The organism is Aminobacter sp. J41 (genome assembly GCF_000526635.1).
Taxonomy (GTDB): domain Bacteria; phylum Pseudomonadota; class Alphaproteobacteria; order Rhizobiales; family Rhizobiaceae; genus Aerobium.
In genome coordinates this window covers 43,794-58,558 of sequence record NZ_JAGL01000018.1, presented here as the reverse complement: position 1 = coordinate 58,558, position 14,765 = coordinate 43,794, and the positions used below count along the sequence as shown (strand labels likewise).

Below are 14,765 nucleotides of genomic sequence, written 5' to 3'. Positions count from 1 at the left end.
CGAGCGGGACAAGAACGCGCCCTGCCCCGCTCTGACCGTTAGCCGCCGTAGCGCATCAAGGCGTTTTCAAACGGCAGGCCCTCATTATCCAGCGGCCGTCGCGACTGCTCGACGAAGCCGAGCCGCTGGTAGAACCGCATGGCGCCTTCGTTGGCCGTATAGACTTCCAGCGAAAGTTCCTTCGTCTTTGCCAGCGCATGATCGATCAGCATCCGGCCGATGCCCTGCCCCTGGAAGGCCGGGGCAACGAACAGCCCGCCGACGAAGTCGCCGAGCAGGCTGATGAAGCCGGCCGGCTCGCCGCCGACGCAGGCAACCGACGTGTCGGCCTTGGGCAGATAGACGTCCTCGATCAGGCTGCGCTGCGCGCGCAGCGTTTCCTCGCCGATGAAGGCATGCGCGATCAGCGCGGCGTCGAGCCAGATCTGCGACAGTTTCTTGGTATCCGTGGCCGGATCGTACGGCCGGATGACAGCATGATGGTTCTGCATGAGAACTCCTGAAGAAAGATATGCAAAGAGGTTCGGCGGCCCGTCTGGCGCCGGTGGATTGCCGCTCTGGCGGCTCAGCTCTGGCCTCTGCGCATAAATCTCCTTCTGCTGCTCGCGGGCGCCTTCTAGTCGGGCGCTGCCGCAGGGTCAACCTCAGCGCGCTCCTCTTCCTGACACGGCAACCTCCCCGCGTGGCGGCGCGCGGCCTGCAAAGCTATCATCAGGCAATTGGGAGGACCCGCCATGTCCGACAGGTTCCAGCGCGTCTACAAGATGAGCGTCGCCAGCGTTTATCCGATGTACATCGAGAAGGCGGAGAAGAAGGGCCGCACGAAGGAAGAGGTCGATGAGATCTTTCGCTGGCTGACCGGCCACAGCCAGGAGTCACTTGAAAAGGAGCTGGCGGACAAGACCACCTTCGCCGACTTCTTCAACAACACCCCGCGCCTCAACCCTGCCCGCGAACTCATCACCGGCACCGTCTGCGGCGTCCGGGTGGAGGAAATCGAGGAGCCGCTGATGCGCGAAATCCGCTATCTCGACAAGCTCATCGACGAGCTGGCGAAGGGGAAGAAGATGGAGAGGATTTTGAGGGGGTGAGGGAGCACTAGTCCCCATTCCGCGTTCAACGCCCTCGCCTCTGCCCACGTCTGCCAACTAATCAATATTCACGTTTCTCGAACGAGTGGAGCTTTCTCGATGGGCGCGAGCCCGGCAGCATTGATATGCAGAACCCTCACGCCCACTTGCACGACTGACAAAGTTTTGGATATCTTTAATTAGTGCACACCTCGGGCAACAATATTCCATTCGCTGAAATATTAGAAAACCACGAAATATACAGGATGGTTATACTGTTTTTATTGATGAAAGCGGCGAAGCCGGTATAGCGAAAGTCCGCTCCGGCTCACAAGGTGGAGCCTCACCTTATATGACCCTAGGGGCGGTATTGATATCCAACAGGTTACGGAAAAATATTGAGAATACTCTTATCACCGTTGCATTTGATATTAAGAAGAAAACGCTTCACTGCGCCGAACTCAATCACTATCAGATTTTGCATTTCATTCGACAGCTGACCCCATGTCGGATGCGGTTATTCGGCGTGATATCCCGCAAGGAAACTCTGGGAAGTTACAAAGATGCCATCTCAGCCGACAGCAGCATGTACTACAACAAGTGCGCTCAATATCTTCTCGAACGTGTTGGCTGGTTCATGGAGAGCCGACGCATAAAACCCCATCAACTCGACATCATCTTTGAAAAAGCTAACATTGACTATGACAGAATGAGCAACTTACTGCATAGTTGCCAGCGTCGCCCCTTGCACGAGAATACTAAAAAGCTGCAAAATATTGACATAAGCAGAATTTCAACGAAGCGAAAGAGTGAAGAACCCCTCCTTCAAATCGCAGATCTTGTGGCACACTCTCTTTATAAATGCGTCAATAAGAGCGAGAAAAATTTTAATATACTCGAACCAAGATACATCAAGGAATTATCGCCGCACTTTTTTGGCCAGCCAGGCTCAAATCTCGTCTTGGGTGCCGGCCTCTACTGCGTGCACTCTCCGCGTGACGTTCAGCTTGAGCCCGAGATTGAAGAACTGATTTCCTCTCTGGTAGCCAGACCTCCAGCTTCGATCACCGGCTTCTCAGAGACAAATCGCGGAGCAAATTAGATAAGTTCCTCCTAACAATAAGTTGGTTTGGTTAGGAACATCGCGGTTCAGTTTGTATTCAGACGTTACTCAAGTGGAATGCCAGTTCCTTAATGGGTAGTGACTACCTCACCCCTCCGCCAGCCTCACCACTTCCCTACCCTCCGCATCCATCAACACCAGCTTTCGCTCGGCCTCGTCGATGCGGAAGGAGGCAACCTTGCCCAGCGCGTCGAGGTACTTTTGCTCGAGGTTCATCAGCGCCTCGGCGCAAGCCATGCGCGTGCCGGCCAGCGCGCCAAAGCTAAGTTTGTCGCCGTCGATGGTCGCCTGCCCCACGAAGCGGTTGCAGCCGCTGTGGCCAGAGGCGTGACCCGCTTCGTCGATGTTGAGCGTCAGCCGCGCATTGTCGATGACGCCACCGCCCGCGACGTCCTCCACCACCCACTCGCGGTAAATCGAAAGCCCTTCGGCCGCCGGGTCCGGCATGTCGGGCGCCTCAGGTGAATCGGCAAGGGCGCCGGTGGCAAGGCCGCAGCCCGCGAGCGTTGCGGCAAGGACAAAATGGCGGCGGGTAAGGTGCGGCAGCGGCATGACAAGACTCCTCTTTGAGATGCGCATTCCCGCCGCGGATTATGGCGCAGCCGGGGCGGCCCGCGAAAAAAGATCGCGCCGCCGCCTCGTCGCCCAATCCCCTGCGGGAAAAGGGATGCGGTCGGTTCGGCACGCGGCAGCGCGGCTCGCTTCGACCCGTCCTGGGGACAAGAAGGTTGCGCCGGGGGGCTCGATCCCTATGCTGGTCCCGTTCGCGGCCCGCTTCACGCGGGCCTGTTTTTCACAAACACGGAGGTGGGACGGGTGTCCGACACCACGACGACGATCTACTCAGACCTTCCCGATGACGATACGCTCGGCGGCCGGCTCTCGCGGGCCAGGGACAGCGCCGGCGTCTCGACCGCACAACTTGCCCGCCGCATCGGCGTGCAGATCGAAACACTCGAAGCCTGGGAGCGCGACCGCGCCCAGCCGCGGGCCAACCGCCTTTCCATGCTGGCCGGCGTCCTCAATATCAGCCCTTCCTGGCTGCTCTACGGCGTTGGGACCGGCCCGGCATCCGAGGCGGATATCAAGCCCTCGAAGGTGACGAGCCTTTCAGACCGGCTCGACCAGCTCAAACGGCTTCATCGCCAGACAGCCGACCTGATCTTCCGGCTCGAGCGAGATCTCGGCAGAACTGCCTCCTGAAGAAGCTGTAGCAAACATTGCCCAAATCGCTGGCGGGGTGATGACTTTCCCGCCGGCATCGGCTACACAATTCGCTCGTCCGGGCCCGAAAGGCCGACCGGTTTGCGGGAGAGAGCAGCCTGGCTGCCGCCGAAGGGGAAATCGCCCACAAATCTCTCAGGCAAAAGAACCGCCGCCGGTAAGGACACTCTGGAAAGTCGGGTTGGCCGAACGGCTGCCCGCGCCGAAGGTGTAAGGCCCGCCGACAGAGTTCCGGCTGGCCGAGTCTCTCAGGCTTCCGACAGAGGGGCGCTAACGTGTCGCAATTCCGCGGCCGTTGGTGCTTGTCTGGAGGGAAGACTTGGACGCCACCAACCCTGGCACCCTTAACACGCTACCGCTGTTCGAACTGCATCAGGCGGCAAAGGCCCGTTTCGGCGGCTTTGCCGGCTGGAACATGCCGCTCACCTACCCGCTCGGCGTGATGAAGGAACACCTTCACGCCCGCGAGAAGGCGGGGCTGTTCGACATATCCCACATGAAGCTGATCCTGGTGACGGGTCCGCAGGCTGCCGCCGCGCTCGCCCGCGCCTGCCCGCTCGCCCCCGAGGCGATCGCGATCAGCGCATCGAAATACACCTTCCTCCTCAATGAAAATGCCGGGATCGATGACGACCTGATCGTCACCCGCCTCGGCGAGACCCGCTACATGGTCGTTGCCAATGCCGGAAATGCAGATCAGGACGCGGAGAAGCTGACGGCCGTTGCCGCGGACTTCGACGCGAAGGTCGAGCCGCTCGACCGTGTGCTGGTCGCGCTGCAGGGCCCGAAGGCGGAAGCGGCGCTTGCCGCCGCGGGCCTCGACCTGTCGTCGCTCACCTTCATGCACGGTACCGAGCCGCGCGAAAACTGGTTCGCCAGCCGCTCGGGCTATACCGGCGAGGACGGCTTTGAGGTCGCGATGCCGGTCGCTGAGGCGAAGGACTTCGTCGAAAAACTGCTGGCGCATGAAGATGTCGAGTGGATCGGCCTTGCCGCCCGCGACAGCCTGCGCCTGGAAGCCGGCCTTTGCCTGCACGGCAACGACATCACCCCGTCGACCAATCCGGTCGAGGCGAACCTGATGTGGGCGATCCCGAAGTCGCTGCGCGAGACCGGCACCTTCATCGGCGCCGATGCGCTCCGCGCGGCCATTGCCGGCGGCCCGAAGCGCCTTCGCGTCGGCCTCAAGCCGGAGGGCCGCCAGCCGGTCCGCAACGGCACCGTGCTCACCGATGCCGACAGCAAGATCGTCGGCGAAGTTACTTCCGGCGGTTTCGGTCCGTCGGTCAACCACCCGATCGCCATGGGCTATGTCGAAGCCGACCTCGCCCAGATCGGCACCACCGTTTACGCGGACGTGCGCGGCAACAAGATCCCACTCGCCGTCCACCCGCTCCCCTTCTCGCAGCATCGCTACCGCAAAGGATAAATTTCCCATGGCAACGACCTACTACACCGAAGATCACGAGTGGCTGCGCGTCGAGGGCGGCATCGCCACGGTCGGCATCACCGACTATGCGCAGGAGCAGCTCGGCGACCTCGTCTTCGTCGAGCTTCCGGAAGTCGGCCGCACCATCTCCAAGGGAGATGCGACGGTCGTCGTCGAGTCCGTCAAGGCGGCATCTGACGTCTACGCGCCGGTCGACGGCGAGATCGTCGAGGTCAACCAGGCCCTGTCGTCCGAGCCCGCGCTCGTCAACTCCGCCCCGGCCGGCGACGGTTGGCTCTGGAAGATGAAGCTTGCCGACGAGAGCCAGCTCGAAGGCCTGCTGGACGAGGCGGGCTACAACGCCCTGATCGGATAGGACAACGAGATGACTGAAGTACACTCCGCATTCGCGGACCGGCATGTCGGACCGAATGCCGCTGATGTGCGCACCATGCTGGCTACGCTCGGCGTCCCGTCGCTGGAGACGCTGATCAGCCAGACGGTGCCGCAGTCGATCCGGCTCGACCGTCCGCTGAACCTGCCGGCCCCCGCTTCCGAGGCCGAGGCGCTCGCCGAACTCTTGGAAAAGATGGGCCGCAACAAGGTCCTGAAGAGCTTCATTGGCGCCGGCTACTACGGCGTCAACGTGCCCCCGGTGATCCAGCGCAACATGTTCGAAAACCCGGCCTGGTACACGGCCTACACGCCGTACCAGTCGGAGATCAGCCAGGGCCGCCTCGAACTGCTGTTCAACTTCCAGACGCTGGTGAGCGAGCTGACCGGCCTGCCGGTCGCTTCCGCCTCGCTGCTCGACGAGGCGACCGCCGTTGCCGAAGCCATCGGCATCGCCTGGCGCCACCACCGCTCCAAGCGCAACGACGTGGTGCTGGCGGGCGAACTGCACCCGCAGGTACTCGACGTCGTCAACACCCGCTCCGAGCCGCTCGGCATCAAGGTCGGTGCCGACGAGATCGGTGCGGAGACCGCGGCGGTCGTCGTGCCGTGGCCGGACACCTACGGCGTCTTCGGCGACCACAAGGACACTATCGCCAAGGCCAAGGCGGCCGGCGCGCTGGTCATCTTCGTCGCTGATCCACTCGCGCTCACCATCACCGACTCGCCCGCCTCGCTCGGCGCCGACATCGCCGTCGGCTCGATGCAGCGCTATGGCGTGCCGATGGGCTTTGGCGGCCCGCACGCCGCCTACTGCGCGGTGTCGGATGCGCTGACGCGCCTGATGCCGGGCCGTCTCGTCGGCCAGTCGACCGACGCGCATGGCCGCCCGGGCTATCGCCTCGCACTGCAGACCCGCGAGCAGCACATCCGGCGCGACAAGGCGACCTCGAACATCTGCACCGCGCAGGCTCTGCTCGCCAACATGGCGACGGCGTATGCGATCTGGCACGGTCCGGAAGGCCTGCAGGCAATGGCCCGCCGCATCAACGGCCTTGCCTCGCGCCTTGCCTCCGCGCTCAGCATCGACGCGCCGCTGTTCGATACGGTGACGGTCTCCGTACCGGGCAAGGCCAAGGCAATCGCCGCCGAGGCTGAGAGCAAGGGCCTCCTGCTGCGCGTGATCGACGAGAACCGCCTCGGCATCTCGTTCGACGAGACCTCGACCGAAGGCGACCTCGAGACGATCGCGGGTCTGTTCGGAGTCACGGTTCCCGAAGAGGCTGCCTCGACCGTGCCGGGCAAGCCGCGCGGCAAGGATTTCCTGACGCAGCCGATGTTCCATGAGCATCGCTCCGAGACGGAAATGATGCGCCTGCTTCGCCGTCTTGCCGACAAGGACCTCGCGCTTGACCGCGCGATGATTCCGCTCGGCTCGTGCACGATGAAGCTGAACGCTGCAGCGGAGATGATGCCGGTCAGCTGGCAGACCGTCGGTGGCCTGCACCCGCAGGTTCCGGCCGAGCACGCTGCCGGCTACAAGGCGATGACCGACGAGCTGGAAAGCTGGCTCGCCGAGATCACCGGCTTCGACGCCGTCTCGCTGCAGCCGAATGCGGGCAGCCAGGGTGAATATGCCGGCCTCCTCGCAATCCGCCGCTATCACCTGTCGCGTGGTGACGCGAACCGCACGGTCTGCCTCATCCCGTCGTCGGCGCACGGCACCAACCCGGCAAGTGCAGCGATGGCCGGCATGGAAGTCGTGGTGGTCAAGTGCACTGAGGCCGGCGACATCAATGTCGATGACCTCAAGGCCAAGGCCGAGCAGTATGCCGACCGCCTCGCCGCGCTGATGGTTACCTACCCGTCCACGCATGGCGTGTTCGAGGAGTCCATCCGCGACATGTGCGCGATCGTGCACCAGTACGGCGGCCAGGTCTATTTCGACGGCGCCAACCTCAACGCGCTGGTCGGACTCGCCCGCCCGGGTGATCTCGGTGCCGACGTCTGCCACATGAACCTGCACAAGACGTTCTGCATCCCGCACGGCGGTGGCGGCCCCGGCGTCGGCCCGATCGGCGTCAAGTCGCACCTTGCGCCTTACGTTCCGGGCCACGTCTCGCTCGGCTTCGACCATGCGGTATCGGCCGCGGCGTTCGGTTCGGCCTCGATCCTGCCGATCACCTGGATGTACATCCGCATGATGGGTGCGTCGGGCCTGAAGCGCGCGACCGAGACGGCGATCCTTAACGCCAACTACATCGCCGAGCGCCTGAAGGGCTACTATCCGACCCTCTACGCAGGCCGGAACGGTCGTGTGGCGCATGAGTGCATCCTCGACACCCGCGTCCTCAAGGCCACGGCCGGCATCGGCGTCGAGGACATCGCCAAGCGCCTGATCGACTACGGCTTCCACGCGCCGACCATGTCCTGGCCGGTCGCGGGCACGCTGATGGTCGAGCCGACCGAGAGCGAGCCGAAATCGGAGATCGACCGCTTCTGTGATGCGATGATCGGCATCGCGCAGGAAGCCGCCAAGGTCGCTGACGGCACCTGGCCGAAGGATGACAATCCGCTGGTCAACGCGCCGCACACCGTAGCCGAGGTGGTGGCCGACGAGTGGAAGCACCCCTACTCGCGCCAGGTTGCCGCCTTCCCGGACGGCAAGTCGGACTTCTCAGCCAAGTACTGGCCGCCGGTCTCGCGCGTCGACAATGTCGGCGGCGACCGCAACCTGGTCTGCGCCTGCCCTCCAGTTGAGGCCCTGGCCAGCTAAGATCGAGGGGCGCCTATGCAAGCGGGCGCCCCTTTTCTTTCCGGTGGGTCAATTGCGAAACCACGCGGCCGCGCCGGAATCTTGCCTCTATTGTCTGGATAAACCAGCCTCGCACCCCGAACGGAACAAGAACCCGCTTCGCGTTTGCACCGGAAGCGTGTCAATATCACGCTTGATTCGCAGCCTAGCCGACGTCAGGTTTTCATGGACGATCAAGACCTTTTCTCCAGCATCGCCAGCCCGCAGCCCGCAGCAAAGGCTGCAGATCTGACGGCGCCGACGAAGCCGGCGTCGCAGCCAGCGCCCGCGCCGCGCAACGGAGAGGACGGCTACAGCGCTGCCGACATCGAGGTTTTGGAAGGCCTTGAGCCGGTCCGCCGCCGTCCCGGCATGTATATTGGCGGTACCGACGAGAAGGCGCTGCACCACCTCTTCGCGGAAGTCATCGACAACTCGATGGACGAGGCGGTCGCGGGCCACGCGACCTTCATCGAGGTCGAGCTGGACGCGGAAGGCTATCTGACAGTCACCGACAACGGCCGCGGTATCCCGGTCGACCCGCACCCGAAATTCGTCAACAAGTCGGCGCTCGAGGTCATCATGACCACGCTGCACGCCGGCGGCAAATTCGACTCCAAGGTCTACCAGACCTCGGGCGGCCTGCACGGCGTTGGCGTCTCGGTGGTCAACGCGCTGTCCGATTCGCTTGAGGTCGAGGTTGCGCGCGGCCGCAAACTCTACCGGCAACGCTTCTCACGCGGTATCCCGCAGGGCCCGCTGGAGCTGCTCGGCGAGGTCCACAACCGCCGCGGCACCAAGGTTCGCTTCCATCCGGATGCGCAGATCTTCGGCAAGGACGCAAAATTCGAGCCGGCGCGCCTATTCAAGATGGCGCGCTCCAAGGCATACCTGTTCGGCGGCGTCGAGATCCGCTGGTCGTGCGCGCCGGAGCTGATCACCGGAAAGGACGACACGCCGACCAAGGCCGTGTTCCACTTCCCCGGCGGTCTCAAGGACTACCTCGCCGCCACGCTCGGCAAGGAATACCAGGTCACGCGCGACATCTTCGCCGGGAAGACCGAAAAGCAGGGCGGCCACGGCGCCGTCGAATGGGCCGTGTCGTGGTTCGGCGGCGACGGCTTCATCAACTCCTACTGCAACACGATTCCGACCCCGGAAGGCGGCACGCACGAGCTCGGCTTCCGCAACGTGCTGCTGCGTGGCCTGAAGGCCTATGGCGAGCTGATCGGCAACAAGCGCGCCTCGATCATCACCAGCGACGACGTGATGATCTCGGCCGCCGCCATGCTGTCCGTTTTCATCCGCGAGCCGGAGTTCGTTGGCCAGACCAAGGACCGCCTCGCGACGGTCGAGGCACAGCGCATCGTCGACAACGCCGTGCGCGACGCGTTCGACCACTGGCTCGCCGACAATCCGCAGGAATCGTCGAAGCTGCTCGATTGGGTCATTGCCCGCGCGGACGAGCGCCTCAAGCGCCGCCAGGAAAAGGAAGTGAGCCGGAAGACCGCGGTGCGCAAGCTACGCCTGCCCGGCAAGCTGGCGGACTGCACCCAGACGGCAGCCCAGGGCGCTGAGCTCTTCATCGTCGAGGGTGACTCGGCAGGCGGCTCGGCCAAGCAGGCGCGCGACCGCGCGAGCCAAGCGGTGCTGCCGCTGCGCGGCAAGATCCTCAACGTTGCCAGCGCCGGCGCCGACAAGCTCGCCAGCAACCAGCAGATCGCTGACCTGATCCAGGCGCTCGGCTGCGGCACGCGGTCGAAGTATCGCGAAGAGGACCTCCGCTACGACCGCATCATCATCATGACCGACGCGGACGTCGACGGTGCCCACATCGCAACGCTGCTGATCACCTTCTTCTATCGGGAGATGCCGCAGCTGATCCGCAACGGCCATCTCTACATGGCGGTCCCGCCGCTCTACCGCATCAGCCAGGGCGGCAAGGTCGCCTACGCCCGCGATGACGCCCACAAGGAAGAGCTGCTGCGCACCGAGTTCACCGGTCGCGGCAAGATCGAGATTGGCCGCTTCAAGGGTCTCGGCGAGATGATGGCGAGCCAGCTCAAGGAAACGACGATGGAGAAGGGCAAGCGAACCCTGCTCCGCGTCGAGATCAGCGAAGACGCCAACGCTACCAAGGACTCGGTCGAGGCGCTGATGGGCTCGAAGCCGGAACTGCGCTTCCGCTTCATCCAGGAGCGCGCCGAGTTCGTCGAAGAACTGGATATCTAAGTCTGATAGGTCTGGTGCCCGACAGAACTGTCGGGCGCTGTTGCTTCATTTAAGCCGCAGCAATCTCCAACGCGTGCGTTCGCGCGTTCTCGCGCAGCACGTCGAGATGGATCGCCTTGATCAGCGCGGCGAGCTCGCGGTCCTCTTCGGCTGGTCCTGGCTGGCCGGGCGCCGCGCCGAGATACTTCAGCATGAGCCAACTCACTTCCTGAGCACCGGCGACGCATTCGCCCTTCGCCACCTTGCGCCAGGTCTTCAGCGCGTGAACGAAGACGTTCGCAAAATTGTCGGCAAGGCCGCAGGCGCGGAACAAAGCAGCGACAGCAACGTCGCGGCCGGACGCGAGAAGCGCCCTCACCCGCGTTTCCGGGAAGCCCGAGAGTTCGATCAGAACCGAGCCGAGGAAATCGATCTTGCCGTGCGCGACGACCCGCACGAGGAAACCCGGCGTCAGGTCACCGCGCAGACGCAGGTGACCGATCAGCGCTTCGTGCTCAGCCGGATCCGTGCGGTCAATCACCATCAGTGATGCACGCGTGCAGGCATCGCGGGTGACACGCTCAGCGCGCGCCTGCCCCATCAGCGCCAGCACCAGCGGCGACTTGCTGAGCGCGGCGCCAACGAACATCAGAAGCAGGTGACGGCAGTCGCCCGGCAACCGAGGATCGGCCAGCAGCAATTCGCGCAGCCGGGCATCCTCGCCATGGCGCTCCGCTATTCGGCGGAAGGACAGGCTCGCGATCTGCGCACCGCCATTCTGCAGCAGCGCTGCGCAGGCTTCCACCTCACCGACTTCGGCAATTGCGGCCGCGACGCCCATCGAGACGACCGGGCGCGAGGCAATCAGCGCCTGCAGCGTGCCGCTGGAGATAGCGACCCGGTCGATAAGATCGAGATCGGTCAGCAGCGGCGAGCGCACCAGCACATACTGGGAGACCTCCGGCTGGTCGGAGGCCAGCGCCGAGACAACCTGGATCGGTGCGTTGCGGCTCATCGACAGCGCCTCTGACAGCGCCGCCCTCACCTTCGGTGACGGGTCGTCCAGCAGCAGCGTCATCGCCGCCTCGGCGGCACAGCGGTCCTCGAACGGAAGCTCGTGCTCCACGAAGGCCCGCGCGAGCGCGGCAGCTGCTGCGGCCCTTTCGGATACGCGCGCACTGTTTAGCCACTGCAGGAATTGTCTGACGACCATCAAGCCAGCCCGCACCACTCAAACCCGCTGGCACGCTAGGCGAAAAATGGTTTACGAACGGTTCACCATAGTTGTTAAGCTGCGGGCACCGCTATCAAAGGTTGCCTCACCTGACGGAGGAGCAGAATGGCCGGACACTATCTGGAAGAATTTGAAGTCGGTCAGGTCATACGCCATCAGCTGACGCGCTCCATTACCGAGAGCGACAACATGATGTTCTCGATGATGACGATGAACCCGCAGCCGCTGCACATCGACTTCGACTATGCGGCGAAAAGCGAGTGGGGCAAGCCGCTGGTGAACTCGCTGTTCACGCTGGGGCTGATGATCGGCATCTCAGTGCACGACACCACACTCGGCACCATCGTTGCCAACCTCGGCATGACCGAAACCTCCTTCCCGCATCCGCTCTTCCATGGCGACACGATCCGCGTCGAGACGGAGATCAAGGCGGTAAGGGAATCGAAGTCAAAGCCCGACCGCGGCATCGTCGAGATGGAACACCGCGCGTACAACCAGAACGACGTTCTGGTGGCCCGCTGCCTGCGCCAGACGATGGTTTTCAAGAGGCCTGCGTGATGCGTTCACTGCTGTTCGTTCCCGCCGATTCGGAGAGGAAGCTGGAAAAGGCGCTGAGCTCCGGTGCCGACGTACTGATCCTCGACCTCGAAGATTCGGTCTCACCCGACCGCAAGGAAGGCGCGCGCGGGATGGCCGCGGAGTTCATCCCTCACGCCAAGGCGCGCGCGACGATCTTTGTGCGCGTCAACGACCTCGGCACCGGCCTGACCGACGCTGACCTTGAGGCGGTGATGCGCGCCGCCCCGCACGGCATTATGCTGCCGAAGTCGAACCACCTCGATGACGTGGCACGGCTGTCGGTGAAGATCAGGGTGCGGGAGGCGGAAAACGGCATCGCCGACGGCAGCACGACGATCATTCCGATCATCACCGAAACGCCGCTGGGCGTGCTGAACGCAGCAAGCTATGCGCGCGGCGATCCGCGCCTCGCGGGCCTCACCTGGGGCGCAGAGGACCTTTCGGCGGAGTTGGGCGCATCAGCGACGCGGCTCGAGAATGGTAGCTATACCGACCCGTTCCGCCTCGCCCGCGCGACGACGGTCTTTGCAGCTGCCGCCGCGGACGTCGCCGCGATCGACACTGTCTTCCCGAGCTTTGGTGATGAGGTCGCCTTCAGGCAGGACTGCCTTGAGAGTGCCCGCGACGGCTTTACCGCCCGCATGGCGATCCACCCGGCGCAGGTGCCTATCATCAATGCGGTGTTCACCCCGTCGCCCGAGGCAGTCGAGCAGGCCCGGCAGGTGGTCGCCGCTTTTGCGGACGCGGGCAACCCCGGTGTCGTTGCCATCGACGGCAAGATGTACGACCGCCCTCACCTGAAGCGCGCGCAGCGGCTGCTGGCGCGGGTACAGACCACTAGCTCCTAGGCGGCGCTTGGTCCGGGATCGTCCTCGCCGGGACCTGATACGATCGGCCGTCGTCTGCCGAACTGGATCGGGATGACCTTCGCTCCAGAAGCTGTTGCCGGTGAAGACGGACGCCGATAGTCTGGCGGCGTCTCGACGCTTTCGACCACGAGCTCCTCCGTGTCGTCGTCGCCAAGGTAAAGGGTAACCTGGCGCCCGACCGCCACGCCGAGAAGCGCGAGCCCGTGCAGGCTATGGATCGAAAAAGCCTCGGGCGCCCCGGACAAGACGAACGGGCCCTTGCGCCGTCCATCCACGCTGTAGGTGACGCGTGAGCCGATGGTCACAATCTCGTCTTCCAGCGCCGCCGGATCCACGACGACCGCCCGCTCAAGCTTGCTGTCAAGTAAGCTGGCGTAGACTCCGCCCGGACTGGCGAATTTCAGCCTTAGCCTACGAAGTGCCTCAAAGTCCTGTTCCGTGAGCCATACCCTTCCATCCACCGTCATATCTGCCTCCTGACAGGTGACTGTGCCCTCCGGTGCCTTTGCCAGAGCTCCCGCCTCAGCAGGAGCCCGTGCGTTATCGGCTTCAGGATCAGGCGGCCGTTTCGACAACCTGATCGACGGCGAGTACCGTCAGCCGGTGCTTGCGGCCGTCGTTGGAGGTGAAGTCGATGCTCTGGTCGACCGACAGGCCGAGCAGCGCCGTGCCGATCGGGGTGAGGATGGAAATCCTGCCCTTCTCAATGTCGGCGTCGGCCGGATAGACCAGCGTCACCGTACGCTGCTGGCCATCCTCCATCTGGTAGGTCACCATCGAGCCCATGCGAATGGTATGCGCGGGGACAGCATCGTCCTTGGCAACACGGGCGCGCTCAAGCTCGTTCAGCAGCATGTCGGCGATTTCGGGCCTGCGGTCGAGCAGGCCGTTCGCCAGCTGCGTGAGCTTTGCGTGGTCGGTCTTTCCGATGACGATCTTCGGTTTGGCCATGGGTATTCTCTTTCGATGGTAGGAATTCAAACTCTCTCGCGAATCCCGGACGACCGCTGCGCGGATGCACATCAGCGCCCCGAACAATCGGGTACTAGGTAGACGGATGCGAAATCGGTGAAATGAGGTCCACGCTCCCCGGTCTCGGGGGGGTAGCCGAGCCGGGGTGACTATCCCGCGATCGGGAACGGTCTGAAAAGCCGGTTATGCTTGCGCGTGTTCATGCCGCTAAGGTTGGTTCAAACAGGAAAGAAGTCAACCCCGGTCGCCAAAATGGCGTCTAATCCTTCCAGCGCGGGCGCGTACGCTGAAATACTTGCTTGACGTTGGAAAAGTCGAGATAGCCGAGTCGGGCAACGTTTCCAGCCTTCACCACGTCGAACATCCCGTCCGTCAAAGCATCGTCGGAGATGTACACGCCGACGACCTGGCCGATGATCATGTAACGGCTGGTTGGATCACCGTTCAGATCTTTTGGGCTGAGGATTTCGGTTACCTTGCACTCGAGGGCAGCGTGTGCCTCGCGAACCCTCGGCGGACGCACGAGCCGCGACGGTTCGGGGGTAAGCCCCGCATAGTCGAACTCCGAAACACCATGCGGCGCGTCGACCGAAGAGGCGTTCATCTGCTCGATCAGGTCGCTGGAGACGAGATTGGCGACGAACTCGCCGGTCTCCAGCGCATTGGTGTAGCTGTCCTTCGCCCCCTCCGAGCAGAACATGACGAGGTGCGGGTTGGTGCCCAGCGCGTTGAAGAACGAATAGGGCGCAAGATTCAGCGAACCGTCCTTCGCCTGGGTCGAAATCCAGCCGATCGGGCGCGGCGCCACGAGCGCCTTGAACGGGTCATGCGGAAGGCCGTGGCCCTTGGAGGGTTCGTAGAACATCA

General features: G+C 63.4%; 15 protein-coding genes and 1 riboswitch. Of the genes, 9 read left to right on the top strand and 6 right to left on the bottom strand.

What is annotated here, in order from left to right:
* Positions 1-38: 38 nt before the first annotated feature.
* Entirely contained in the window at positions 39-491 is a 453-nt protein-coding gene (locus tag L630_RS0113205) for a GNAT family N-acetyltransferase (RefSeq protein WP_024848725.1), read from the bottom strand.
* 243 nt (positions 492-734) lie between these two features.
* Here L630_RS0113205 and L630_RS0113200 point away from each other — a divergent pair, with 243 nt between their 5' ends.
* Both L630_RS0113200 and L630_RS0113195 read left to right on the top strand, forming a co-directional pair.
* Complete coding sequence (locus tag L630_RS0113200) at positions 735-1,091, top strand: DUF2200 domain-containing protein (protein ID WP_024848724.1); 357 nt, start codon at positions 735-737, stop codon at positions 1,089-1,091.
* 220 nt (positions 1,092-1,311) lie between these two features.
* On the top strand, positions 1,312-2,172 hold the full coding sequence (locus tag L630_RS0113195) for a DUF3800 domain-containing protein (RefSeq protein ID WP_084466008.1): 861 nt from the start codon (positions 1,312-1,314) through the stop codon (positions 2,170-2,172).
* Positions 2,173-2,280: 108 nt separating this feature from the next.
* Here L630_RS0113195 and L630_RS0113190 read toward each other — a convergent pair whose 3' ends face one another.
* Positions 2,281-2,745, bottom strand: a complete 465-nt coding sequence (locus L630_RS0113190) for an META domain-containing protein (protein ID WP_024848722.1) — start codon at positions 2,743-2,745, stop codon at positions 2,281-2,283.
* 264 nt (positions 2,746-3,009) lie between these two features.
* On the opposite strand from L630_RS0113190, the gene L630_RS0113185 reads away from it, so the two are divergent.
* The 5 genes from L630_RS0113185 to parE all read left to right on the top strand — a co-directional run bounded on the left by L630_RS0113185 (position 3,010) and on the right by parE (position 10,265).
* Positions 3,010-3,396: a helix-turn-helix domain-containing protein gene (locus tag L630_RS0113185; protein ID WP_024848721.1), complete on the top strand. Its 387-nt coding sequence runs from the start codon at positions 3,010-3,012 to the stop codon at positions 3,394-3,396.
* A 95-nt stretch (positions 3,397-3,491) separates the two neighbouring features.
* Positions 3,492-3,578: riboswitch (glycine riboswitch) on the top strand.
* A gap of 158 nt (positions 3,579-3,736) precedes the next feature.
* Positions 3,737-4,846, top strand: coding sequence for a glycine cleavage system aminomethyltransferase GcvT (gene gcvT, locus L630_RS0113180; RefSeq protein WP_024848720.1), 1,110 nt, complete (start codon positions 3,737-3,739; stop codon positions 4,844-4,846).
* Positions 4,847-4,853: 7 nt separating this feature from the next.
* Positions 4,854-5,222, top strand: a complete 369-nt coding sequence (gene gcvH / locus L630_RS0113175; protein WP_024848719.1) for a glycine cleavage system protein GcvH — start codon at positions 4,854-4,856, stop codon at positions 5,220-5,222.
* A 9-nt stretch (positions 5,223-5,231) separates the two neighbouring features.
* Positions 5,232-8,015, top strand: coding sequence for an aminomethyl-transferring glycine dehydrogenase (gene gcvP / locus L630_RS0113170; RefSeq protein ID WP_024848718.1), 2,784 nt, complete (start codon positions 5,232-5,234; stop codon positions 8,013-8,015).
* A 204-nt stretch (positions 8,016-8,219) separates the two neighbouring features.
* The gene (gene parE / locus L630_RS0113165; protein WP_024848717.1) at positions 8,220-10,265 is read left to right on the top strand and encodes a DNA topoisomerase IV subunit B; all 2,046 of its coding nucleotides are present in this window, start codon (positions 8,220-8,222) and stop codon (positions 10,263-10,265) included.
* 49 nt (positions 10,266-10,314) lie between these two features.
* Here parE and L630_RS0113160 read toward each other — a convergent pair whose 3' ends face one another.
* Positions 10,315-11,457 (bottom strand): DUF2336 domain-containing protein, encoded by a 1,143-nt coding sequence (locus L630_RS0113160; protein WP_024848716.1) that lies wholly within the window; start codon positions 11,455-11,457, stop codon positions 10,315-10,317.
* Positions 11,458-11,583: 126 nt separating this feature from the next.
* Here L630_RS0113160 and L630_RS0113155 point away from each other — a divergent pair, with 126 nt between their 5' ends.
* Both L630_RS0113155 and L630_RS0113150 read left to right on the top strand, forming a co-directional pair.
* The gene (locus tag L630_RS0113155) at positions 11,584-12,036 is read left to right on the top strand and encodes a MaoC family dehydratase (protein WP_024848715.1); all 453 of its coding nucleotides are present in this window, start codon (positions 11,584-11,586) and stop codon (positions 12,034-12,036) included.
* Positions 12,036-12,905 (top strand): CoA ester lyase, encoded by an 870-nt coding sequence (locus L630_RS0113150; protein ID WP_024848714.1) that lies wholly within the window; start codon positions 12,036-12,038, stop codon positions 12,903-12,905. The genes L630_RS0113155 and L630_RS0113150 overlap by 1 nt, the downstream gene beginning before the upstream one ends.
* Here L630_RS0113150 and L630_RS0113145 read toward each other — a convergent pair.
* From L630_RS0113145 to L630_RS0113135, 3 genes are all read right to left on the bottom strand, one after another.
* Complete coding sequence (locus L630_RS0113145) at positions 12,902-13,393, bottom strand: hypothetical protein (protein WP_024848713.1); 492 nt, start codon at positions 13,391-13,393, stop codon at positions 12,902-12,904. The two genes, L630_RS0113150 and L630_RS0113145, sit on opposite strands and share 4 nt — an antisense overlap.
* Positions 13,394-13,481: 88 nt before the next feature.
* Positions 13,482-13,877, bottom strand: coding sequence for a nucleoside diphosphate kinase regulator (rnk, locus tag L630_RS0113140; RefSeq protein ID WP_024848712.1), 396 nt, complete (start codon positions 13,875-13,877; stop codon positions 13,482-13,484).
* Between the two features lie 280 nt (positions 13,878-14,157).
* Positions 14,158-14,763, bottom strand: coding sequence for a flavin reductase family protein (locus tag L630_RS0113135; protein ID WP_024848711.1), 606 nt, complete (start codon positions 14,761-14,763; stop codon positions 14,158-14,160).
* Positions 14,764-14,765: the final 2 nt, after the last annotated feature.